A 23304-nucleotide genomic window follows, 5' to 3' on the forward strand; every position below is an offset into this window, starting at 1 on the left:
GACAATTAAAGGGCGAATGTAAACACACTCATTTCCTCTTAAGCAGATCAGATTTTAGGTGTTCTAAGCATATATTTCATCGCTTTGAGATATTGTAACCAACTCAGACTCCCATTCATCTTTTGCTTAATTAGAAAAGCAAACACATATGCTCCTGAGTATCCTATTTTCCTAAGGGTTTCAATCACCCATCTATAGGATCTTTTTTCAATAAGAAAGCGTTGTTTAGCTGTTATATCAGTCACCGAGATGGGAAGTTTATTACGCCACTTTTGATGCAATTTTAAAGTATCCAGCCACCAGATTTTATTAAAATTTCCTTCAGAATAATGCTCGATCAGGATCTGATAGTTAACCGCGATTTTATAGGCCTGACCAACCTGAAAACAAAAATCGAGGTCATAACAATGGAAGCCCTTAAAGACCTCCTCATCGAACGGAAATTCTTCACTAAGCGCTTTAGTAGTACAAAACCACATGCCATCAACGGAAACGACAGGAGCCATCTTCTGATTTAAGGGATTTTCATTGAAATGCTCAGAAGGTCTATTGCTGTATTTAAAAGATTGAATGTAGTTCCCATGCAAAACCTTGTTTTCATAACTAATGGTATACCATCCAGTAGGAGCACATGTTTTATAAGAAGAGCCTACAACCCCAATAATGCCTAATTTTTGATCCTGAAACGCGTCTACAACAACCTTACCCCAATTATCGGTTTTAATATGGAGATCTTCGTGCATGAAGCACAAAATTTTATACTTTGCAGCTTTACTTCCTTTATTATAGATACTACAAAGACCAGCCTCCCCTTTTGAGTTGCTGTAACTGAGTATCTCGAATGGGAGCCCGATAGTTTCAGTTATATTTTCGGTTACTTCTGCTAACATGACCTCATCAACAGATGCTATAATAATTGAAATCATTTTTATTTAAATGTACGTCAAAACTAAACCTCAAGGCATCCTTAATTCCAGTATTAATACATACTATGCTATGAAAATATTTTCCGGCGCCTACTTTCAATTATAAAAAACAAGCCATCCCTTAGAAAGAGATGGCTTGTTTATATTTTATCAAAAAAGCTTTACAACTTTCTTTTTACTTCTACTTGTTCGTAAGCTTCAACGATGTCACCTACTTCGATGTTGTTAAAGTTATGAATGTTCAATCCACACTCGTAACCTCTTGCCACTTCTTTCACGTCATCTTTATAACGTTTCAATGAAGCAAGTTCACCTGTGTAAACTACCACACCATCTCTAACGATACGGATTTTGCTGTTACGTGTGATCGTACCATCCAATACCATACATCCTGCAATGGTACCCACTTTAGTGATTTTGAAGGTTTCTCTGATCTCCACGTTCGCGGTGATCTTCTCTTCAAACTCCGGAGCCAACATACCTTCCATCGCCGCTTTAATCTCATTGATTGCATCGTAGATGATAGAATATAGTCTGATGTCAATTTGTTCAGCCTCGGCCAGTTTACGCGCTCCTGAAGAAGGACGAACCTGGAAACCGATGATGATCGCATCAGAAGCAGAAGCTAACAACACATCAGATTCAGAGATCTGACCTACCGCTTTGCTAATGATATTGATTTGAATCTCTTCAGTAGACAGTTTCAACAATGAGTCAGATAGTGCCTCAATTGAACCATCCACATCACCTTTAACAATCAGGTTCAGCTCTTTAAAGTTACCGATTGCCAAACGACGACCGATCTCATCCAGTGTAATGTGTTTCTGTGTACGAAGACCTTGCTCACGCATTAATTGTAAACGTTTGTTGGCAATTTCTCTTGCCTCAACTTCACTTTCCAATGCATTGAATCGATCACCCGCTGTAGGGGCACCCTGCATACCCAATACCTGTACCGGTACTGAAGGTCCTGCTTTATCTACTTTCTGTCCACGTTCGTTAAACAACGCTTTCACACGTCCGCTATAACTACCTGCCAGAATCGGATCTCCGATTTTCAACGTACCTGCCTGAACAAGAACCGTAGTTACAATACCACGACCTTTATCTAAGGTAGCTTCGATTACACTACCTGTAGCGCGTTTGTTAGGATTCGCTTTAAGGTCAAGCAGTTCTGCTTCCAATAAAACTTTTTCTAATAACAAGTCTACGTTTAGTCCGCTTTTACCCGAAATCTCCTGCGACTGGAAGTTACCTCCCCAATCCTCTACCAGGATATTCATGATGGACAATTGCTCACGTATTTTATCTGAGTTTGCACCCGGTTTATCAATTTTTGTGAAGGCAAATACCAATGGTACGCCTGCTGCCTGAGCATGGTTGATTGCCTCTTTAGTTTGTGGCATCACCGCATCATCCGAAGCGACAACAATGATGGCAATATCCGCTACTTTCGCACCACGTGCACGCATCGCTGTAAAGGCTTCGTGACCCGGAGTATCTAAGAAAGTAACTTTCTTACCTGTAGGTGTGGTTACCATATAAGCACCAATGTGCTGAGTAATACCACCGGCCTCACCAGCCACTACGTTTGCTTTACGGATATAATCCAGCAATGAAGTCTTACCATGATCGACGTGACCCATGATGGTCACAACCGGTGCTCTTGGCTCTAAATCTTCGTCATTATCTTCTTCCTCGATAACGATATCACTTTCATCATCCGGTTTAACGAATTGAATTTCGTAACCAAACTCATCTGCTACAATAGTTAATGTTTCGGCATCCAAACGTTGGTTGATGGATACGAACATTCCCAGGCTCATACAAGTTCCGATAATTTTAGTTACCGGCTCATCCATCATCGTAGCCAACTCATTTGCCGTAACAAATTCCGTCACCCTTAACACTTTGGATTGTAATTCCTGCTCCATTGCTGCTTCATCTGCCGAAAGGGCAACATCATCACGTTTCTGACGACGTAGTTTAGCACGTTGAGCAAATTTACCCGACTTACCAGCGCCACTTAAACGTGCAAGTGTTGCTTTGATCTGGTCTTGTATTTCTTTTTCCGTAGGTTCTTCTTTAGGACCGCCGCTTCCAGGAGCTCCCGGTTTGCTGTTTCTAAAGTTAGGCCTGTTGGCTGTATTGTTAGTATTGTTCCTGAAATCAGGTCTGTTGGTAAACGTCGGAGCTGGTTTTGGTGCTGTAGTACCTTGTCCTGCCTGGCCACCTGTCTGCTGATTTCCTGCCGGAGTGTTACCTCCCTGTCCCGGGTGTTGCCCTGGAGTTTTTTTACGCTTACGTTTCCTTTTCGCATCATTGCTGTCGGCCGAAGAGGCTACAGGAGATGATTTACGATCTGGTGTGGTTGGTAAAACGATCTTACCGATGATATTAGGTCCTGAAAGTTTTACAGAACGTGCTTTAATCACTTCTACCTCGTCTGTTTTTTCAACTTTAGGGGTTTCCACAACTTTCGGCGTTTCAACTATTTTTGGTGCTTCCACTGGTTTAGGAGTTTCTTTTACTTCGGGCTCTGTTTTTGCAACAGGTTGCTCAACAGGCTTTGGAGTCTCTTCCACCTTAGGTTGTTCTACTACAGGTTTTACCACTTCTTCCTTTACGGCTTCTACTGGTTTTTCTACTGGTTTCTCTTCTACAGGTGCTTTCTCCACTGGAGCAGGGGCTGGTGTTGGTTCTACCACTTTTGGTTCTTCAGCCACAGGCTGAGGTACTTCAGGTGTTTCTTCTTTCTTCACCGGACGGGTTTTAGAGTTTAAATCATCAAGATTGATTTTTCCTACTATTTTCACACCCGGCAATGCTCCCTCTTCAGGTTTCTCTTCTGTTTTTTCCACCACTGGAGCTGCCGGTTTTGCGGGAGCTTCTTCTTTAGGTTTCTCTACAGGAGGAGTATACGAATGAAGGTTCTTAACAAGAATGCCTTCATTTTCGAATTCTACATTTTTTCTAGGTGCTTCCGCAACTTTCTCAGTCACTTCCGGCTCATCACGACGAATTTTACCAATAACAATCTGATTGGCTTCTTCTTTTACGATCTTATCGCCCTGAAACTCTTTCAACAGCGCATTATACATGTCGCGGGAGAGCTTAGTAGTGGGTTTATTCTCAACAGAAAAGCCTTTCTTTTCTAAAAACTCAACGGCCGTAGCAATGCCTACGTTAAGTTCCTTAACTGCTTTAAATAAAATTATTGGTTTGTCGTCTGACATTGATATCCTATTTTTTCTTTAATTCTTATACAAAAGTAACGTTTATTCTTGTTTATTTCATGGGTATGTGATTTGTTTTTAATTGCCACATAGTTCGCACCTATTCAAGATAACGTTTATTCAAACTCTGATTTTAATATACTCATCACTTCTTTGATGGTTTCTTCTTCAAGATCGGTACGTTTTACCAACTCATCAATTGAAAGTGCAAGTACACTTTTTGCGGTATCACAACCGATCGCTTTCAGCTCATCGATGATCCAGCTATCGATTTCATCCGAGAATTCTTCGATATCCACATCCTCATCTTCTTCGCCTGCTTCACGATACACATCAATTTCGTAACCGGTTAATTTACCAGCCAGTTTAATGTTGTGTCCACCTCTACCGATAGCCAATGAAACCTGGTCTGGTTTCAGGTATACCGAAGCGTGTTTTGTTTCATCATCTAACTTAATAGAAGTGATTTTAGCCGGGCTTAATGCTCTGGTAATGTATAGTGAAATATTGTTGGTGAAATTGATCACATCAATATTTTCATTTTTAAGTTCTCTTACGATACCATGTATCCTAGAACCTTTCATACCCACACAAGCACCAACCGGATCAATTCTGTCGTCATAAGACTCCACAGCAACTTTTGCTCTTTCTCCTGGTTCACGAACGATTTTCTTAATGGTAATCAAGCCATCAAAAATCTCAGGAACCTCAATTTCGAACAAACGTTGTAAGAACTCAGGGGCAATCCTTGAAATGATAATTTTTGGAGTAGCATTTACCATGTCTACTTTTAAAATTACCGCACGGACAGTATCGCCTTTTTTGAAGTAATCGGCAGGGATCTGTTCAGTTTTAGGCATCATCAACTCATTGCCTTCATCATCCAGTACCAAAGTCTCTTTTTTCCAAACCTGGTAAACTTCTCCTGTTACAATCTCTCCAACCCTATCCTTATATTTTTTAAAGATCTCGTCTTTTTCTAATTCTAATACTTTAGAAACAAGCGTCTGGCGTGCAGCTAATATCGCTCTACGGCCAAAACTTTCTAAAGTGATCTGCTCAATGTAATCGTCGCCAACTTCCATATCCGCATCCAAAAGCTTTACTTCAGCAAGTTCGATCTCCAGGTCATCATCTTCAGAAAAACCATCCTCCATCACTTTTCTTGTACGCCAGATCTCCAAATCTCCGTTGTCCGGGTTAACGATTACGTCACAATTCTCATCAGTACCGTATTTTTTACGCAACATACTGCGGAATACCTCTTCCAGCACACTAATCACTGTAGGACGGTCGATGTTCTTGAACTCTTTGAATTCCTGAAATGAATCGATTAAATTAATATTGCTCATTTTTATTTAAATGAAATTAAAACCTTTGTTTCTGTTATATTACTAAAGTCGATACTGGTTTCAACCAGTTGCGCCTTTTTACCTTTTTCTTTAACCTTCGCTTCGATAGTTATGCTATGATCTTCTACAGAAAGCAGCTTCCCTTCCTTAATTTCTCCACCATTCAGTTTGACACTTAATTCTCTTCCAATATTTTTTGTATACTGTCTTTGAAGTTTAAGTGGTTCACCTACACCAGGAGAAGAAACTTCCAAATTATACGCTTTTTCAATCGTATTTTCCTCTTCCAGATGGAAACCTACATGTCTGCTGATTGCGGCACAATCCTGAATACTGATTCCCTCATCGCCATCGACATGAATAATAAGCTTATTGTTTGGAAGCATTTTTACCTCTACCAAAAACAACTCCGGCCTATCCGAAATTTTCTCTTCAACTAACGCTGTAACTCTTTTTTCTACCTGCATAACCAATTTCCAAATAAAAGAAAAGAGGGGACTTCTGCCCCCTCTTGCCCTCTATTACAAATGCAAAGATATGAAATATTTTTTCAAAATAAAAATGAGAATCATCTTATGTGCAATGTATGTGCAACTTTTTCAACAAGATACACCAGAAGAGCAGAAGGCACTGTCATCTGAGGATCAGCAAAACTATTGTTTACCTCGTTAAGAATTTTTGTTGAGGCTTAATGCTATAGCTGACTTTTCCTTTCACAATCTCTTCAACACCACCAAAGCGAATGTTTAAATGGGTAATCACCAGATAATCACGACCTTTTACAAAAGGCGCCACAGGAACAAACACGACATTACTATCCGTCAGCACCACCTTTCCTTCGATTGGCTCCTCTCTGATGGCGGAATCCCTTTCTGAAGGAGTCTGAAGGACGGAGAGCATCTCATTCAGGGTCGAATTCCCTTTACTGCTGTTTTTAAGCTCCAGCAATCCGGTCCGGTCAATATGGCTAATTACAATTTTTGTACTGTCCGAAGAAAAATCTATGGAAAGTGGCTTATTATTTGCATTGGAACAGGCAAAAAACAAACTCATGGAGCACATTACTCCTGTCAACTTTACAAAACACTTTAACATACCACTAAATTAAACATTATGAGACTCATTGTAGAAATTTTATTATTAGGACTCGCTGTATTTCTGGGCGCAAAACTCATTCCCGGAGTTCATGTAGACAGCTATTGGGCAGCTATTGTCGCCGCAGTACTCATTTCATTGGCCAATGCAACTATTGGAACAATTTTACGCATTTTCACCTTTCCCATCAATTTTCTTACACTCGGTCTGGTATCTTTTATCATTACCGTGCTAATGATTTTATTAGTAGACAACATGATGAGTAGCTTTAATACCAGTGGATTTTGGGCTGCAGCATTTCTTGCCATTGTAGTCGCTTTAATTAAAGCAATATTTGGCTCAATTGCAGGAACGGAAAAGGATTAGACAGCTTCGCATAAAGCCCGGATAGAACAGGGACAAAATGCGTGTTTTATCCGGGCTTGATCTGAGGTTGATTCCCGGCTCATCGCTTTTCGTTCCGAGCCAATCTGCAGGCAGACAAATCTCAGTCTGCAGACGTATCCAATAACAAAAAAAGCGGGCAGCCTTAATTAAGACTGCCCGCTTTGATGTTAAGCTTAAATTTCTATTTTAAAATCTCTCTCGAGATCACCATTTTCTGAATTTCTGTAGTTCCTTCATAGATCTGCGTAATCTTAGCATCACGCATCATTCGCTCCACATGGTATTCTTTAACAAAGCCATAACCACCATGGATCTGAACCGCCTCTACAGTAACATCCATTGCCACCTTCGAAGCATACAATTTCGCCATAGAACCTGCTAAAGTATAAGGAAGTCCCTGGTCTTTCAGCCAGGCTGCTTTATAAACCAGCAAACGTGCAGCCTCAATGGTTGTCGCCATATCTGCCAGTTTAAAGGCAATCGCCTGATGTTCAGAAATTGCTTTACCAAAAGATTTGCGTTGTTTGGAATATTCCAAAGCCAGCTCATAGGCCCCTGCAGCAATCCCTAAGGCCTGTGCAGCGATACCAATACGACCACCCTCCAGGGTTTTCATTGCAAACTTAAAACCGAATCCATCTTCCCCGATTCTGTTTTCTTTAGGAACCTTCACGTCATTAAACATCAATGAATGTGTGTCAGAACCACGAATACCCATTTTATTCTCCTTCGGCCCAATGGTAAAACCTTCCATTCCTTTTTCCACAATAAAGGCATTGATACCTCTGTGCTTCAAAGCACGGTCGGTCTGTGCAATCACCAAATAAGTCGAAGCCGTATTTCCGTTTGTAATCCAGTTTTTCGTACCATTCAGCAAGTAGTAATCGCCTTTATCTTCAGCTGTAGTCTGCTGTGAAGTCGCGTCTGATCCGGCCTCAGGTTCTGATAAACAGAAAGCACCGATCTTTTCACCGGACGCCAATGGTTTCAGATATTTTTCTTTTTGAAATTCTGATCCATATGACTCCAGGCCATAACATACCAATGAATTATTAACGGAAACAACAACAGAAGCAGAAGCATCTATTTTGGATAGTTCTTCCATTACCAGGACATAAGATAACGCGTCTAAACCGCTACCATTATATTTTTCTGAAACCATCATTCCCAGAAAGCCCAACTCGCCAAGTTTTTTCACTTGCTCAGCAGGAAATTTCTGGTGCTCATCTCTCTCGATGACTCCGGGCTTAAGTTCATTCTGTGCGAAATCCCTTGCAGCCTTCTGGATCATCAATTGTTCTTCACTTAATTGAAATAGCATAATTATATAGATAAAAAAATACGTACCGCCAAATTTAGTATTTCTACGTCATTATTACTATGGCTGCATAGCATTATTTTACACAATATAGCTTGTTGCTATTTTAAGAGATGATTATTGTCGTCAGGAAAAACAAGAATAGGATGATATTTCTTTGCCTCTTCGATTGGCAGAGATCCGTAAGACATAATGATCAGAATGTCACCAACCTGAACTTTTCTGGCAGTAGCTCCGTTTAAACAAATCGTCCCGGTTCCACGTTCCCCTTTGATCACATAGGTCTCAAAGCGTTCTCCATTATTATTGTTTACGATCTGCACCTTTTCATTGGCGATAATCTGGGCAGCATCCATCAGATCTTCATCTATGGTAATGCTTCCAACGTAATGTAATTCGGCCTGTGTTACTTTAACACGGTGTATTTTCGATTTTAATATCTCGATAATCATAATACAAAGTTAAAACTTTTGGGTGACTATAATATAGTGGTTTGTCAGTTGAGGAGCATATTATCTATTAGCCTGGTCTGACCGACCTTTGCCGCTACTAAAGCCACAAGATCAGATTGATTTTTATTATTTTCAGGAAGGAGCGTTTTCCCGTTTGCAATCGTGAAATAATCCAGCTCGACGCCCGCGACTGCTGAGATCATCTCCTTCGCTTCTGCAAGGAGCACTGCAATTGTTTTTTCTTCAAAATGATCCTTTACATAAGTCAATGCCTTACTCAGAACCAATGCATTTTTACGGTCTGCTTCATTTAAATGGATATTTCTGGAGCTCATAGCCAGGCCATCTTCTTCCCTGATGATAGGACAGGAAATGATCTGCACAGGAAGCTTAAAATAAGCCACCATATTTTCAATCATCAGCACCTGCTGAAAGTCCTTTTGCCCGAAGAAAGCAACATCTGGATTCACGGCATCAAAAAGTTTTTTTACAATCTGGGTAACTCCCTGATAGTGTCCTTTTCTAAACTCTCCTTCCAACAGAAACTCTGCTGGTCCAAGATCAATATGCCAGTGCTCCGTTCCCGGATACATCTCTTTTACCGAGGGCATAAACACCACATCACACCCTGCTTCCCGAAGCATTTGCATGTCATGCTCCAGGGGACGTGGATATTTTTCCAGGTCTTTAGGATCGGTAAATTGTGTTGGATTTACAAAAATACTGCAAACCACCACATCTGCATATTGCTGGGCAATATTGATGAGTGATACGTGTCCTTTGTGCAATGCACCCATTGTAGGCACTAAAGCAATTTTCTGTTGACCCAATTTTATTGGTTCAAGCAACGACTTTAACGCTGCGATGGTGTTTATAACTTTCAAACTAGCCTATAAAATTTCAAAGGGCAAAGTTGGTTATTTATCTATTCCAAACAAAACATCTTGCCTATATAATTGATAAATGTTATTATTTTGCTTACCTTTGCCCCTTGATAATCTTTTCTTTAACATAAATTTTTATTTACAGAATATGGAGATGGCAAAAACGAAGCTACTGATTGTTACACACGAGATGTCGCCTTTCCTTGAACTCACAAAAATTTCAGAAATTACCCGTCAACTACCTCAGGCAATGCAGGACAAAGGATTTGAAATCCGCATTTTGATGCCTAGATTCGGGAATATTAATGAAAGAAGGAACAGATTGCACGAAGTAATACGTCTTTCAGGAATGAACATTATCATCGATGATAATGACAACCCTTTAATTATTAAAGTTGCTTCTATCCCGGCTGCCCGTATGCAGGTATACTTCCTGGATAATGAAGATTATTTCCAACGCAAATACGTTTTTAGAGACAAGGAAGACAAATTCTATGCTGACAATGACGAAAGAACAATATTCTTTTGCAAAGGCGCATTAGAAACGGTAAAAAAATTAGGCTGGGCACCAGACATCGTGCACTGTCACGGATGGATGACCGCTTTAGTCCCGGCTTACATTAAAACTTCTTATAAGAATGATCCTACTTTCAAGAATTCTAAAGTAGTATATTCGATCTATGAGAATTGTTTTACAGAGAAACTTCATGCAGATCTTCATAAAAAGGCTGTAATGAACGCCATGACGCTTGAGGATACGAAAGTATTTGAAAATGCCGACTGTAACACCTTACATATCGGAGCGATAACTTACTCTGATGCAGTAGTATTAGCGAACGAAAACATCGATAGTAATGTGTTAAAATTTGTTAAAGATTCTAATAAACCAACTTTAGCTTATAATTTAACCGACGATTTCGAAAACTTCTACGCTTTATATGAGGAGATTTCGGATGAAGAATTGGTTTCAATAGCATAAACTCAGGTATTATTAACTTAAATATGAAATTTTCAAAACAAGACTTATTAACCATGTTGATAGGTCTTTTTCTTTTTTCTTCTTGTAAAGATCCCAATACCATAGGTTTGGGTGAGGAAGATTCTGCCATTAAAGGCGATCTGTATGACAATACTACGGTCACTTCTCAAACGCAACTGGATGACGCAGTCAACACACTAAATCTGGAACGCTACCCGGTAGGGTTTATGACCGATCCTGTTTTTGGAGAGACTTTGGCAGGTGCAGCAATGGTGGTCAATGCCCCTGGTGCAAACTTGACCTCAACAACAACAAGCAAATACAGATTTGGTAAAAATGCGGAACTGGATTCAGCAGTATTGATTTTAGGTTATGCTAAAATCGCATCAGGAAGTTCGGTTATTACTCCATTTTATGGTGACTCTACGCAAACTTACACTTTCACTGTTGGCCAGATGACCAGAGATTTAACGCAGGAACAAAGCTTTCTCAGCTCTACTGAATGGGGCAAAGATGCAACTGAAATTCTGGGTACACTTGTAACTAACGATAAAAATCAACCTCAAGGTGCAGTTTACATCAAACCTTTAACACCTTTTAAAGTTACAGACATTGTTCCAGGTAAGCCCGACACCCTAAGAACTGTGGCTCCCCAGCTAAGGATCCGCCTGAACAAAGCACTGATCCAAAACAAGATCGTTAAAATGGATACCCTTGCTCTTGATAAAAGACATATATTCACTGATAAATTCCGGGGACTATATGTTAGTGCAAAAGCCAGTGGAAAAGGCGGGATGATATTTTTCAACTTTGCGGATACCACCTCCAAATTGCAACTTTATTATAAAAGGGACGGCAAAACCGTGGGAACCAGAGATACGACTTCTGTAAGCTTCCCAATCACCCAAGACCTCGGACGAGTCTTGTCTTATGTGAAGCATACCTACACTAACCCAGACATTAAAGCGCAGCTGGAAGATAATAGTGGTAAACAGTTTGAGAAAACCTACCTACAGGCATTATCAGGGCTTAGGAATAAGATTAGTTTTAATTTCGATGAGTTTAATGCAAAACTAGGAGGTGCCAAAGTAGCCATTAACAAAGCCGAGCTTGTAGTGGACGTAACGCCAGAAGCTGATGCGCATTTCAAACCGGCACCAAGACTAAGACTATACATTAATGATGTAGCAGGGAAACGTATAAAAGTTTCAGACAATAATCCTGGCTCACAGAGCAATCCTAACGGTGATCCAAGAGGGGTTAGTGACCTTGAATTCGGTGGATATTTTGACTCGGTAAATAGCCGGTACATTTTCACATTGACGAGTTATGTTCAGGATCTTGTTAGTGGCAAAATCAAAGACTATGGGACTTTCCTATCGCCTGCCCCGCTTCTATACCCTACAAACGCGTCTCCTTTAGATCCATTGGTAACGACTGCAGAACGGTCGATATTAGTCGGTCCTAAAAAAGATGCAGCAGCGGCAACAAAAAGAATGAAACTAAATATCTTCTATACCAAACTGAAATAATTTAACAAGAGACATATTCATATCCCCCGAGATTCGTTAATTTCGGGGGATTTATTTTTTAAAACATAATTTTTATGTGTGGAATAGTTGGTTACATTGGCCATAGAGAAGCTTGGCCGATCGTCCTTAAAGGACTAAAAAGATTAGAATACCGTGGTTATGACAGTGCTGGAATTGCATTAATCAATGATACAGGTCTGAATATTTATAAAAAAGCAGGGAAAGTCCTGGAGTTGGAAAACTTTTCCGAAGGCAAGGATTTGTCGGGCACAATAGGCATCGGACACACGCGTTGGGCAACTCACGGTGCTCCTTCCGATAGGAATTCCCATCCCCATACTTCAAATAATGGCAAGTTAACGATCATTCACAATGGGATCATAGAAAACTATGCTACCCTAAAAGAAGAACTGATCCAAAGAGGCCATGAATTTAAAAGTGATACGGACACAGAGGTGCTTGTACACCTGATCGAAGAGATCTATAAAAATGAAGGTACAGATCTTTTGGAAGCAGTCAGAATTGCGTTAAATGAGGTTACCGGAGCTTATGCGATTGTATTGATGGACGAAGATCATCCTGATCAGCTGATTGCAGCAAGAAAAGGAAGTCCTTTGGTTATTGGTGTTGGAGCAGGCGAATATTTTATTGCTTCCGATGCAACGCCAATTGTAGAGTATACAAAAAATGTAATTTATCTGAATGATAATGAGATTGCATTCCTTAAACGTGATGAATTATTAATCAAACGCCTCGATAACGTCGTACAGACACCTTATATCCAAGCCCTGGAATTAAAGCTGGAGATGTTGGAAAAAGGTGGTTATGAGCATTTCATGCTTAAAGAAATCTTCGAGCAATCACGTTCAATCAGAGATTGTATGCGTGGAAGAATCTATCCTAATGAAGGAATCGTCCAGCTTGGCGGGATCAAAGAATATGCAGAAAAGTTAAAGAATGTAGACAGAATCATCATCGTTGCCTGCGGAACGTCATGGCATGCAGGCTTAGTTGCCGAATACCTGATTGAAGAATATGCACGGATACCTGTTGAAGTAGAATATGCTTCCGAATTCAGGTACAGAAATCCTATCATTACGGAAAAAGATGTAGTGATTGCCATTTCTCAATCCGGAGAAACAGCAGATACAATGGCCGCAATTGAGATGGCAAAAGAACGGGGAGCCACGATTTTCGGTGTATGTAATGTGGTAGGCTCTTCAATTCCCAGGTTGACTCATGCAGGCGTTTACACTCACGTGGGCCCGGAAATTGGCGTAGCTTCGACTAAGGCTTTTACGGGTCAGGTAACTGTACTTACACTGATGGCTTTCTATATGGCCCAGCAAAAAGGAACAGTTAGCCACTCGAAACTGGTGGAACTACTTACGGAATTAGATTGTATTCCTGATAAAATTCAAAAAGCACTGGAATCTAATGATATGATCCAGGAAATAGCAGCAAAATTCAAAGATTCGAGAAACTGTTTGTTCCTTGGTAGAGGTAGCGGTTTTCCTGTTGCATTGGAGGGCGCTTTAAAGCTCAAGGAGATCTCTTATATCCATGCGGAAGGATATCCTGCAGCAGAGATGAAACACGGCCCTATTGCCTTAATTGATGAAGAAATGCCTGTAGTGGTGATCGCAACTAAAAACTCTTCTTACGAAAAAGTAATTAGCAACATTCAAGAGGTGAAAGCAAGAAAAGGAATTGTTCTTGCCATCGTTACTGAAGGAGATACAGAAGTGAAAAAAATGGCGGATTATTGTATCGAAATTCCTGATTCAAGTGAGGCATTTTTACCATTACTAGCGACCATACCATTACAATTACTCTCTTATCATATTGCATTGATGCGTGGATGTAATGTAGATCAGCCAAGAAATCTGGCGAAATCAGTTACTGTAGAATAATAAACAAGTAGTACGCAATGGCCTTCAATAGGGGAATATCTCTGTTCCTGTATTGAAGGCCATTTATTTTATTCCGGAATTACTGCTCCGGACGATTCAGTAAAAGTTTAAATTTTTCTATTTGCCTGGTATGCCGTAGAACATGTACGATCGCGTGTTCTGTTAGTTGCTCTATATCATAAAGCTGCGCCCATCTGGTCATGATCTTTCCGGAAGCATCAAACTGCTCCAATTCACTATCGTCCACCTCAGCAAAAACATTCAGATTAAAAGTGAAGGCATCCTTAAGGTCCTGAACATAATCCGAAGCCCGGGTACGTAGTCTTCTTTCGGGTCTGGTATACCTTCGCCCCTTGAGTTCGTGAATATAGACGGCATAACTATAGGAACTGCTAACTACATGTGTCAAAATCGTTTGTATCGACTTGCAATCGGCTTCATCAGGCAATACTACAGCAACAAGATCTTCATCAGACAAATCTTCAATGCTTTTCTGCAGCCCTGCAATAGCGTCTTCATAAACATCCAGCAATGCGCCTTTTGCACCTTTTCTGGTCAGTCTTTGCATCTCTAAAAAGGCAGATCTCCTGACACCTCGTTCGGATCAAGATACTCTGTCTCACTTTTTGGAGTGGTATTTTCATTACTTACAGGGGTATGCTCAAAGTCACTCTTCCTACCTAAGATGGTAAAGTTTTCCGCGACCACTTCAGTCACGTATTTTTTAACTTTCTCTCGGTCCTCAAAAGAGCGTGTACGTAGTTTTCCTTCAATATATACCAGCTTTCCTTTTTGCAAATACTTAGATGCGACCTCTGCAAGTCCTCTCCACAAAACAATATTATGCCATTCCGTCTGCTCAATACGCTTACCATCTTTGTTATAAGTCTCTGACGTTGCCAATGGAAAACTAGCTACAGTGACTCCTCCTTCTAAATGTCTAACTTCAGGATCTTTGCCCAAATGTCCGACTAAAATAACTTTGTTAATACCTGACATGAAATATAATTTTACTGTTTAATTGAATTGGAGATCATAAAATTTGTAATCACTTTTGGTTGGGGCAACTCCTCAAACGCTGCAAGAGAAACCCATTTTATTTCTGCATTCATATTAAAGTTAATGATATAATTGTCTAAAGCAAAAAATTGAACATATATAGTTTGGTGAGTCAACAAATGTTTTTGCTGCGCTAAAGGTGCTATAATACAGGCCTCTCCAAAGTTCATTTTCAGTTTAGCAAGGAATTGCTCATGATCCTCGAGGTAGGAATTTTCCGTCTCAATCAATGGAAAATCATAAAGCTCCTGCCAGACATCCCCGGCAGTTCTTTTGTTCACCAATAACAGCTCTCCATCAAAACAGACAAAATAATTGAAATACCTGATGCGCTTTTTTAATTTTTTTATTTTCAGGGGCAATAGGTTCACCCGATCGTTTGCTTTGGCATAACAGCCTGATTGAACCGGACAATTGCCACAGTCGGGAGATTTGGGCTTACATTGTAAAGCACCAAATTCCATAATGGCCTGATTATACAAAGAAGGCCGCTGATCTTCGATTAATGCTTGCGCAAGTTCATTAAATTGTTTTTTTCCTTCTGTACTATTAATTGCAGTCTCTATTCCAAAATACCTGGACAATACCCGGAAAACATTTCCATCTAACACGGCTTTAGATTCATTAGCAGAAAAAGAAGAAATCGCAGCTGCAGTATACTCCCCCACCCCTTTTAACTGAATGAGGTCTTCATACTTCACGGGAAAAACACCTGCATGTGAATCCCTGATTTGCCTTGCTGTAAAAAGCATATTCCTTCCACGGGAATAATAACCTAATCCCTGCCACAATTTAAGGATTTGCGTTTCCGTTGCATTGGCGAAATCCGTTACCGTGGGATAATTTTGTAAAAAGTTATTAAAATAGGGCAGTCCCTGTTCTACTCTGGTCTGTTGCAAAATGATTTCCGAAAGCCAAATCACATAAGCGTCAGTAGTATCCCTCCAGGGAAGTGTTCTTTTATTGATTAAATACCATTTTACGATTTCTGTCTGAAAACTCATAACCACAAAAATACACGCTAAATATTTATTTTTACTAAAACTTGCAATTCGGTGATACAACCGGCGACAAATAAATCATCTTTTATTTTCCTATCTCATTAAAAAGCAATACTTTTGCAACCCCAAAACACTTATAAAGTATATAACACACTATAAATTAATAACAGAGAATATGACTAAGGCAGATATTATTTCAGAAATATCAACGAAAACAGGAATTGAAAAGGTAGATGTACAAGAAACCGTTGAGGCATTTTTCAAGGTCATCAAAAACAGCATGATTGGTGGCGAAAATGTATATGTTAGGGGTTTTGGTAGTTTTGTTGTTAAAAAGAGAGCACAAAAAACTGCGAGAAATATTTCTAAAAACACTGCAATTATTATCCCGGAGCACTTTGTGCCAAGCTTTAAACCAGCAAAAGTGTTTGTTGATAAAGTAAAGAATAATTCAAAAAAAGTTAGCGTAGAAGCTTAATTATCATCATGATAAACAGTATCCGATCTAAACAGGCCATTTTAATAGGAGCAGTAGTTCTGCTCATTGCGTTCTTGTTTACAAGGGATATTAAGGGTTTAGTGAAGCCAAAAGAACAAACCAGCAGCACACCTGCAGGTGGTCAGATGGCAGCACAGGCTCCGGCAACAGCTGAAATCAACCTTGAGGAGGTTTCAACTGCCGCTAAGAACATGATTAAAGCTCCGTTAGCGGCCGAAATCACCACACTTGAAACTGCATATAAATCTGCTTCTGAAAGCGATAAAGCCAAAGAAGCTAAATTACTTGCTAAAAAGTGGGATGATTTAGAGCAATCGGTTCCAAGTGCGTTGTATCTGGAAATCGTAGCCAATAAAGAGCAAACGTTAAACAATTGGTTAACTGCCGGAGATACATTTATGAAGGCATTTGACAATACCCGTGACAGTTTATTACAACCTGCACTTTTGCAAAAAGCAAATGCTTCTTATAGCAGTGCAATGAAAATAGACTCAAACAGTAACGACGCTAAAACGGGCTTAGGAATCACTATCGTTAACGGTATGGGAGCTCCAATGTCAGGAATAGCCATGTTAATGGACGTTGTAAAGAAAGATCCAAAGAACTTAAAAGCAAATATGAGCTTGGGAACTTTCGCTATGAAGTCGGGACAGTTTGACAAAGCAATTATCAGGTTCAAAAGCATTATTGCTATGAAGCCATCTCCTGATGCCTACTTCTATCTGGGAACATCTTATGAAAACCTGGGAAAGAATACTGAAGCTATCGATGCCTACGAAAAGAGTAAAAAATTAGCAGCAAACGCTACATTGTCGAAATTTATTGATGATAAAGTGATTGCGTTAAAGAATAAAAATTAATAAACAGATTTAATAAAAATATTTAAAACCTAAGATTATGCCAAGCGGTAAAAAAAGAAAAAGACATAAAATGGCTACCCACAAACGTAAAAAACGTTTAAGAAAAAACAGACATAAGAAAAAATAGTTTTCTTCATGTTTTGCTCAACAATTAAGGCTAGGATTTGATCGTAGCCTTAATTGTTGGTAGCAATGTTTTTTATTGTCCATGTGTTAATAAGGCTTAAAAGCCTTAAAATCTGTAGCTTTTGGTAAAGGAACTAATTATAGATTCATCTCCCTCGGGAGTAACCATAGCTTTAGTTGAAGACAAACAACTTGTAGAACTTCATAAGGAACACATCAATAACAATTACGCCGTAGGCGATATTTATTTAGGCCGCATAAAGAAAATTATGCCCGGCCTAAATGCTGCGTTCGTTGATGTGGGTTACGAAAAAGATGCTTTTTTGCATTATTTCGACCTTGGTCCACAAGTACAATCTTTGATAAAGCTTACTAAAATCAAGCGTAACGGCTCTGTTAGCGGAACTTTATTAGATAATTTCAAGCTAGAAGGAGATATTAACAAAGCCGGGAAGATCTCCGAAGTGGTCAGCAAGAATCTTGTGCTGCCAGTTCAAATCGCCAAAGAACCAATTTCAACAAAGGGACCACGCTTAAGTTCTGACCTATCTATAGCAGGACGCTATATTGTACTGGTTCCCTTCTCTAATGTCATTTCGATTTCCAAAAAAATTAAAAGCAATACCGAACGTAATCGTTTAAAAAAGATTATCGAAAGTATCAAGCCTAAGAACTTTGGTGTCATCATTAGAACGGTTTCTGAAGGCAAGGGTGTAGCCGAACTTCAAAAAGACCTTTTAGACTCTGTTGCTAAATGGGAAAACTTTATTAAAAAGTTACCCGATGCAGAGCCTTCAAAGCGTGTTTGGGGAGAGATGGATCGCACTTCCACGCTGATCCGTGATATTTTAAGTACTGACTTCACTAATGTTTATGTGAACGACAGTAACCTGTTTGAAGACATCCGTTCTTATGTACATGAAATCTCTCCGGAGATGGAAAAGATCGTCAAGATCTATAAGCACAAAGAACCCATCTTTGAACACTTCGGTATAGAGAAGCAAATTAAAAATGCTTTTGGAAAAACCGTAAACCTGGCCGGTGGTGCTTACCTCGTGGTAGAGCATACGGAAGCTTTGCATGTTGTTGACGTAAATAGCGGAAACAGAACTGCAAGCAAAGAAAATCAGGAAGAAAATGCGCTTCAGGTAAATAAAGAAGCCGCAAAAGAAATTGCAAGACAACTGCGTCTACGTGATATGGGAGGGATTGTAGTGATCGATTTTATCGATATGCACAAACCTGTTAACCGTAAAATGTTATTCGACTACCTAAAGGAATTAATGCTCTTGGACCGTGCCAAGCATACCATTCTTCCTCCAAGTAAGTTTGGCCTTGTTCAAATCACCCGTCAGCGTGTCAGACCGGAGATGAACATTGTCACCAGTGAAAAATGCCCAACCTGTGATGGTACGGGTGAAATTAAGGCCAGCATTGTTTTGATGGATGATATCGAAAACAATCTGAACTATATTTTGCAGGAGCAAAACGAAAAAAATATTACACTTTGTGTACACCCTTATATTGAGGCTTACATCAAAAAAGGGTTCATATCTTTACAATGGAAGTGGTTCTTTAAATTCGGTCAAAGAATCAAAATCAAAGCTGTTCCATCGTATAACCTAACAGAATTTCATTTTATTTCTTCTAAAGACGAAGAGATCAAATTATAATCACGGTTTAAATTTCTTTTAACAGGCCTGCTCCTATCGGATCAGGCCTGTTTTATTTTAGCGCTGTTTTTATAGAATTAAGCCTAAATTCGTAACTCACTAAAATCTCTGTCAATTGGCTAAAACTAAATCAGCGTATTTTTGCCAGAGTTGCGGATATGAATCGGCTAAATGGCTCGGTAAATGCCCTTCATGCAACTCCTGGAATACCTTTGTAGAAGAAATAACAGAAAAGGCTGGATCCAAAGTTCCGGCCTGGAAAACCTCCACAGGAACCACGCGTGTAAACAAACCAAATAAAGTAGGTAACATCCCGTCCATAACTGAGGAAAGGATTCTAACCGGCGATCAGGAACTCGACAGAGTGCTGGGTGGCGGCCTGGTTGCAGGATCTGTCATCCTTATCGGAGGAGAACCTGGAATCGGGAAGTCAACCTTAATGCTCCAGTTAGCTTTAAACATATCAGGAAAAAAAATCCTTTATATTTCTGGTGAAGAGAGTGAACAACAGATAAAAATGAGAGCAGAACGCATCACTTCTGCTCCTACAGCCGACTGCTATATCCTCACCGAAACCTCCACACAAAATATATTTAAACAGATAGAAGAACTGGAACCCGACTTACTAATCGTCGATTCCATACAGACCCTTCATTCAGCTCATATTGATTCTACCCCCGGAAGCGTATCACAGGTAAGAGAATGCACAGCAGAACTGTTGAGGTTTGCCAAAGAAACCGATACACCAGTATTTCTAATTGGCCATATCACCAAGGATGGGACCATCGCCGGGCCGAAAATTTTGGAACATATGGTGGATACCGTATTACAATTTGAAGGAGACAGACATCATGTATACCGGATTCTACGTTCCATAAAAAATAGATTTGGCGCTGCAGCCGAGCTTGGAATATACGCCATGCACAGCAGCGGATTAAGACAGGTTTCCAACCCTTCAGAAATACTGCTTTCACAGCGTGATGAAGAATTGAGTGGAATTGCCATATCAGCCACATTAGAAGGCGCAAGACCAATGTTAATAGAGACACAAGCCTTGGTCAGCACTGCCGCATACGGAACGCCGCAACGTTCAGCTAATGGGTTCGATACAAAAAGAATGAATATGCTCCTCGCCGTACTTGAAAAAAGGTGTGGCTTCAGGTTAAGTACCAGAGATGTGTTCTTAAATATTGCAGGTGGGATTAAAGTCGAGGATCCTGCTATTGACCTGGCGATTTTAGTCGCCATCATCTCTTCTCATGAAGATATATTTATTTCCTCTAAAATATGTTTTGCTGCCGAGGTCGGACTTTCCGGAGAAATAAGAGCAGTAAATAGAATTGAACAACGCATCTCAGAAGCAGAAAAACTCGGCTTTGAAAGAATTTTCATTTCAAATTATAATATGAAAGGTCTGATTACCGAACGTTATAAGATTGAACTCAGCCCAGTGAGCAAAATAGAAGACGTTTTCTCGTTATTATTTGGATAATTAAAGTGTGCCAAAAACGGGAAATATGTGGAAACAAATGATCTGTTTCCACATATTGAGTATTTTTTTCCCCACACTATTTTTTCATGTAAAATTAACAATTTTTAAATACGTCTGAATATTAGGTAGTTACGAAACACGAGTGGTGTTTTATAAACTTGGCCTATTAGTTGCCATATACTTGGTGTTAATCATTTATGAATTAACAAACAATAGGGATGATTATCCTCGTTATCGTCAGATAACGAGGATTTTTTTATTTATAATCTTTTTTCCTTTCCTGAATATATTTTAGATATTTTTACATTTATAAATACAAGAACCTCACATGGTTACTCTTTTTTAAGGACGAACGAGATGAGCTGCCCGGGTAGTTAGACCAGAAAAGCCCAATGAGGAATGTTAAATAAATGTGAAAATAAAAATATCATGATAAAAAAAACGCTTCTAAGCATCTTCTTTTGTGCGCTATCAATTTGTGCGCTGGCGCAGGAAACACCCGCAGTTAATAATAAATCATTTGGACAAGGGGTTGCCGCCGGTAATCTGCTCCCTATAGAAAAAATGGAATCTGCAATGGGCGACAAAAAAACGGCCGAAATGAAAATTACCGGAGAGGTTGTTGATGTCTGCAAAAAAAAGGGTTGTTGGATGACTTTAAAAACGCCTTCAGGAGAATCAATCCGCATTACTTTTAAAGATTATGCATTTTTCATGCCGATGGATATTGTAGGGAAAAAAGTAGCCCTTGATGGTATTGCAAAAAAACAAACCATCTCAGTGGAAACCCTAAGACACTATGCTGAGGATGCACATAAATCCGCAGAAGAGGTAGCAAAAATTACTGAGCCTAAAAAAGAACTGGCATTTGAAGCCAAAGGAGTACTTATCCTAAACTAAGCTTACAGGACACCTATATACAGGGACTATCTAATCTTCTTAAAAAACAAAAACATGATCATAGGCGCTGTCATACTTGTCGTTCTTGCCCTAATGGCAATCTCCTTCTACAATTCTTTGATTGCAAAGAAAAACCAGGTCAACAATGCTTTTTCTGCTATAGATGTGATGTTAAAAAAGCGTTTTGATTTATTACCAAACTTAATTGAAACGGTAAAACAGTACATGCAACATGAAGAGCGCGTATTGACAAAGGTCGTAGAACTTAGAAGCCGTGCCTTTACACCCAATATCAGCAATGAAGAAAAACTCGATATCGACAGGCAGCTGAGTTCAGCAGTCAGAGGGCTCATGGTTAATGTAGAAAGCTATCCGGACTTAAAAGCAAATCAGAGCTTTTTAAACCTACAAAGCACCTGGACGGAAAGCGAGGAGCAGATTGCCGCTTCCAGAAGGGCTTATAATGCATCGGTTACAGACTATAACAACGCAATTATGATGTTTCCAGGGAGTATTATCGCAGGAATGTTAAACTACCAACAGATTGCTGTTCTGGCCAATACAGAAGAAGAACGGAAGAACATCAGCGCCAAAGAGCTCTTCAATAATTAGTGATATCCGTGATTGAAGATGGTGATGCCAGACAGCAAATTTTAACTGAACTGGAAGCTTTACGTAAGGAAGTTTATAACATAAAAATCAAAAATTATTCCATCGTTGGAATAGGCACTCTGGTCGTCGTTACTGGCATTGCTTTCGGAGTCCTTATTCCGGCCATAGTTCCCGGTATTGCAATACTCATTTACGGATTTGTGATGCTCAGCAAAGCTGGTCCAAAAGAAACACAATACCGATACTCCTATAAGCATTCCCTGGTAGCCTATGCCTTGAAGACCATAGATGAAAGTCTTAAGATCGATAGTGCTCAAGCTTTATCTGTGGAAGCTTTTATTTCCTCCAGACTTTTTGCCAAAGCACCAGACCGATATCAGAGCGAAGATCAGGTATACGGCTTCGCCGGAAAAACGAAATTCAGTTTCTCAGAAGTACATGCAGAATACAAAACAGTTTCTCAAACTAAGAATGGCCAGCGCGTAGATTGGCACGATATTTTAAAGGGCGTGGTGTTCTGTGCTGATTTTAACAAAAATTTCAAAGGAACAACCATGGTCAGACCTAAGGATTTTAGCGCTGCATTTGGCGCCTGGATTTCAATGACTCTTCCCATATTTGCTTCCGCAGAGGTAGTTAAACTGGAAAACACAGACTTCGATAAGACATTTATTACTTATTCGAATGATCAGGTAGAGGCCCGCTATATTTTAACTCCTTCATTGATGGAACGGATTTCTGAACTAAACAAGCGCTCAAAAGAGACCATTAGCTTGTCGTTCACAGGCAGTCTTGTATTCATTGCCTTTCCACTAAACGAAAACTACTTCGAACCTCCCATTTCCAAGAGTTTACTCGACAAGAACCTTCTTCAAAAGGATATCGAACTTATTCAGTTCATGTATGGCATTGTTAAAGAGCTTGATTTGAATACCCGCATTTGGGGGAAAAACTAAGATACTCTTCCAATCCAGGAGATTATAACAACAAAATTCATTTAAAATAAAA

The 23304-nt window shown here is 39.7% G+C and carries 22 protein-coding genes; 11 read left to right on the forward strand and 11 right to left on the reverse strand.

The features are described from left to right. Positions 1-47 precede the first annotated feature (47 nt). The 5 genes from AAFF35_RS28240 to AAFF35_RS28260 all read right to left on the reverse strand — a co-directional run bounded on the left by AAFF35_RS28240 (position 48) and on the right by AAFF35_RS28260 (position 6609). Positions 48-926: a glycosyltransferase gene (locus tag AAFF35_RS28240; RefSeq protein ID WP_342329804.1), complete on the reverse strand. Its 879-nt coding sequence runs from the start codon at positions 924-926 to the stop codon at positions 48-50. Between the two features lie 161 nt (positions 927-1087). Then, positions 1088-4162: a translation initiation factor IF-2 gene (gene infB / locus AAFF35_RS28245; RefSeq protein WP_342329805.1), complete on the reverse strand. Its 3075-nt coding sequence runs from the start codon at positions 4160-4162 to the stop codon at positions 1088-1090. A gap of 116 nt (positions 4163-4278) precedes the next feature. Then, the gene (gene nusA / locus AAFF35_RS28250; RefSeq protein ID WP_074611552.1) at positions 4279-5514 is read right to left on the reverse strand and encodes a transcription termination factor NusA; all 1236 of its coding nucleotides are present in this window, start codon (positions 5512-5514) and stop codon (positions 4279-4281) included. Positions 5515-5516: 2 nt separating this feature from the next. Beyond that, positions 5517-5981 carry a ribosome assembly cofactor RimP gene (gene rimP / locus AAFF35_RS28255; RefSeq protein ID WP_342329807.1) on the reverse strand — a complete coding sequence of 155 codons (465 nt, stop codon included), beginning with the start codon at positions 5979-5981 and terminating at the stop codon, positions 5517-5519. A gap of 193 nt (positions 5982-6174) precedes the next feature. Continuing rightward, a complete protein-coding gene (locus AAFF35_RS28260) occupies positions 6175-6609 on the reverse strand; it encodes a hypothetical protein (RefSeq protein ID WP_342329808.1) in 435 nt (144 codons plus the stop codon). Between the two features lie 18 nt (positions 6610-6627). Here AAFF35_RS28260 and AAFF35_RS28265 point away from each other — a divergent pair, with 18 nt between their 5' ends. Further along, positions 6628-6975 (forward strand): phage holin family protein, encoded by a 348-nt coding sequence (locus AAFF35_RS28265; RefSeq protein WP_073231880.1) that lies wholly within the window; start codon positions 6628-6630, stop codon positions 6973-6975. 202 nt (positions 6976-7177) lie between these two features. On the opposite strand, the gene AAFF35_RS28270 is transcribed toward AAFF35_RS28265, so the two are convergent. From AAFF35_RS28270 to panC, 3 genes are all read right to left on the reverse strand, one after another. Further along, positions 7178-8317, reverse strand: a complete 1140-nt coding sequence (locus tag AAFF35_RS28270; RefSeq protein ID WP_342329809.1) for an acyl-CoA dehydrogenase — start codon at positions 8315-8317, stop codon at positions 7178-7180. A gap of 98 nt (positions 8318-8415) precedes the next feature. Beyond that, complete coding sequence (gene panD, locus AAFF35_RS28275) at positions 8416-8766, reverse strand: aspartate 1-decarboxylase (RefSeq protein ID WP_073231878.1); 351 nt, start codon at positions 8764-8766, stop codon at positions 8416-8418. Between the two features lie 44 nt (positions 8767-8810). Then, entirely contained in the window at positions 8811-9596 is a 786-nt protein-coding gene (gene panC, locus AAFF35_RS28280; protein ID WP_342329810.1) for a pantoate--beta-alanine ligase, read from the reverse strand. A gap of 208 nt (positions 9597-9804) precedes the next feature. On the opposite strand from panC, the gene AAFF35_RS28285 reads away from it, so the two are divergent. From AAFF35_RS28285 to glmS, 3 genes are all read left to right on the forward strand, one after another. Continuing rightward, the gene (locus AAFF35_RS28285) at positions 9805-10629 is read left to right on the forward strand and encodes a glycogen/starch synthase (protein ID WP_233602977.1); all 825 of its coding nucleotides are present in this window, start codon (positions 9805-9807) and stop codon (positions 10627-10629) included. Positions 10630-10652: 23 nt separating this feature from the next. After that, on the forward strand, positions 10653-12161 hold the full coding sequence (locus AAFF35_RS28290) for a DUF4270 domain-containing protein (protein ID WP_342329811.1): 1509 nt from the start codon (positions 10653-10655) through the stop codon (positions 12159-12161). A 74-nt stretch (positions 12162-12235) separates the two neighbouring features. Beyond that, positions 12236-14074: a glutamine--fructose-6-phosphate transaminase (isomerizing) gene (gene glmS, locus AAFF35_RS28295; RefSeq protein WP_342329812.1), complete on the forward strand. Its 1839-nt coding sequence runs from the start codon at positions 12236-12238 to the stop codon at positions 14072-14074. 79 nt (positions 14075-14153) lie between these two features. Here the strand turns inward: glmS and AAFF35_RS28300 are convergent, their stop codons facing one another. Genes AAFF35_RS28300 through mutY form a run of 3 tightly spaced genes read right to left on the reverse strand, consistent with a single transcriptional unit; the run spans position 14154 to position 16137 of the window. After that, entirely contained in the window at positions 14154-14642 is a 489-nt protein-coding gene (locus AAFF35_RS28300; RefSeq protein WP_342329813.1) for a DinB family protein, read from the reverse strand. A gap of 2 nt (positions 14643-14644) precedes the next feature. After that, on the reverse strand, positions 14645-15073 hold the full coding sequence (locus AAFF35_RS28305) for a single-stranded DNA-binding protein (protein ID WP_069379262.1): 429 nt from the start codon (positions 15071-15073) through the stop codon (positions 14645-14647). 11 nt (positions 15074-15084) lie between these two features. After that, entirely contained in the window at positions 15085-16137 is a 1053-nt protein-coding gene (gene mutY, locus AAFF35_RS28310) for an A/G-specific adenine glycosylase (protein ID WP_342329814.1), read from the reverse strand. 172 nt (positions 16138-16309) lie between these two features. Between mutY and AAFF35_RS28315 the strand changes: the two genes are divergently transcribed. The 7 genes from AAFF35_RS28315 (at position 16310) to AAFF35_RS28345 (ending at position 23252) form a co-directional block, all read left to right on the forward strand. After that, the gene (locus tag AAFF35_RS28315) at positions 16310-16612 is read left to right on the forward strand and encodes an HU family DNA-binding protein (RefSeq protein ID WP_008240139.1); all 303 of its coding nucleotides are present in this window, start codon (positions 16310-16312) and stop codon (positions 16610-16612) included. A gap of 8 nt (positions 16613-16620) precedes the next feature. Then, complete coding sequence (locus AAFF35_RS28320) at positions 16621-17493, forward strand: tetratricopeptide repeat protein (RefSeq protein WP_342329815.1); 873 nt, start codon at positions 16621-16623, stop codon at positions 17491-17493. Between the two features lie 248 nt (positions 17494-17741). Further along, entirely contained in the window at positions 17742-19292 is a 1551-nt protein-coding gene (locus AAFF35_RS28325) for an Rne/Rng family ribonuclease (RefSeq protein WP_074613092.1), read from the forward strand. Between the two features lie 115 nt (positions 19293-19407). Further along, the gene (gene radA / locus AAFF35_RS28330) at positions 19408-20784 is read left to right on the forward strand and encodes a DNA repair protein RadA (protein WP_342329816.1); all 1377 of its coding nucleotides are present in this window, start codon (positions 19408-19410) and stop codon (positions 20782-20784) included. 399 nt (positions 20785-21183) lie between these two features. Further along, positions 21184-21684, forward strand: coding sequence for a DUF4920 domain-containing protein (locus AAFF35_RS28335; RefSeq protein ID WP_342329817.1), 501 nt, complete (start codon positions 21184-21186; stop codon positions 21682-21684). 54 nt (positions 21685-21738) lie between these two features. Beyond that, a complete protein-coding gene (locus tag AAFF35_RS28340; protein WP_342329818.1) occupies positions 21739-22296 on the forward strand; it encodes a LemA family protein in 558 nt (185 codons plus the stop codon). Between the two features lie 8 nt (positions 22297-22304). Further along, positions 22305-23252, forward strand: a complete 948-nt coding sequence (locus AAFF35_RS28345) for a DUF3137 domain-containing protein (protein ID WP_342329819.1) — start codon at positions 22305-22307, stop codon at positions 23250-23252. Positions 23253-23304: the final 52 nt, after the last annotated feature.

This window comes from Pedobacter sp. FW305-3-2-15-E-R2A2 (genome assembly GCF_038446955.1).
In the GTDB taxonomy this organism is placed as follows: Bacteria; Bacteroidota; Bacteroidia; order Sphingobacteriales; family Sphingobacteriaceae; genus Pedobacter.

What these genes read in the sequence shown, in the direction of transcription:
- AAFF35_RS28335 (WP_342329817.1), top strand. Translation starts at nt 21,184, where the DNA reads ATGTTAAATAAATGTGAAAATAAAAATATCATGATAAAAAAAACGCTT.
- rimP (WP_342329807.1), bottom strand. Translation starts at nt 5,981, where the DNA reads ATGCAGGTAGAAAAAAGAGTTACAGCGTTAGTTGAAGAGAAAATTTCG.
- panD (WP_073231878.1), bottom strand. Translation starts at nt 8,766, where the DNA reads ATGATTATCGAGATATTAAAATCGAAAATACACCGTGTTAAAGTAACA.
- AAFF35_RS28300 (WP_342329813.1), bottom strand. Translation starts at nt 14,642, where the DNA reads ATGCAAAGACTGACCAGAAAAGGTGCAAAAGGCGCATTGCTGGATGTT.
- mutY (WP_342329814.1), bottom strand. Translation starts at nt 16,137, where the DNA reads ATGAGTTTTCAGACAGAAATCGTAAAATGGTATTTAATCAATAAAAGA.
- AAFF35_RS28320 (WP_342329815.1), top strand. Translation starts at nt 16,621, where the DNA reads ATGATAAACAGTATCCGATCTAAACAGGCCATTTTAATAGGAGCAGTA.
- AAFF35_RS28340 (WP_342329818.1), top strand. Translation starts at nt 21,739, where the DNA reads ATGATCATAGGCGCTGTCATACTTGTCGTTCTTGCCCTAATGGCAATC.
- infB (WP_342329805.1), bottom strand. Translation starts at nt 4,162, where the DNA reads ATGTCAGACGACAAACCAATAATTTTATTTAAAGCAGTTAAGGAACTT.
- AAFF35_RS28290 (WP_342329811.1), top strand. Translation starts at nt 10,653, where the DNA reads ATGAAATTTTCAAAACAAGACTTATTAACCATGTTGATAGGTCTTTTT.
- AAFF35_RS28270 (WP_342329809.1), bottom strand. Translation starts at nt 8,317, where the DNA reads ATGCTATTTCAATTAAGTGAAGAACAATTGATGATCCAGAAGGCTGCA.
- AAFF35_RS28315 (WP_008240139.1), top strand. Translation starts at nt 16,310, where the DNA reads ATGACTAAGGCAGATATTATTTCAGAAATATCAACGAAAACAGGAATT.
- nusA (WP_074611552.1), bottom strand. Translation starts at nt 5,514, where the DNA reads ATGAGCAATATTAATTTAATCGATTCATTTCAGGAATTCAAAGAGTTC.
- AAFF35_RS28260 (WP_342329808.1), bottom strand. Translation starts at nt 6,609, where the DNA reads ATGTTAAAGTGTTTTGTAAAGTTGACAGGAGTAATGTGCTCCATGAGT.
- AAFF35_RS28265 (WP_073231880.1), top strand. Translation starts at nt 6,628, where the DNA reads ATGAGACTCATTGTAGAAATTTTATTATTAGGACTCGCTGTATTTCTG.
- AAFF35_RS28305 (WP_069379262.1), bottom strand. Translation starts at nt 15,073, where the DNA reads ATGTCAGGTATTAACAAAGTTATTTTAGTCGGACATTTGGGCAAAGAT.
- glmS (WP_342329812.1), top strand. Translation starts at nt 12,236, where the DNA reads ATGTGTGGAATAGTTGGTTACATTGGCCATAGAGAAGCTTGGCCGATC.
- AAFF35_RS28240 (WP_342329804.1), bottom strand. Translation starts at nt 926, where the DNA reads ATGATTTCAATTATTATAGCATCTGTTGATGAGGTCATGTTAGCAGAA.
- AAFF35_RS28285 (WP_233602977.1), top strand. Translation starts at nt 9,805, where the DNA reads ATGGCAAAAACGAAGCTACTGATTGTTACACACGAGATGTCGCCTTTC.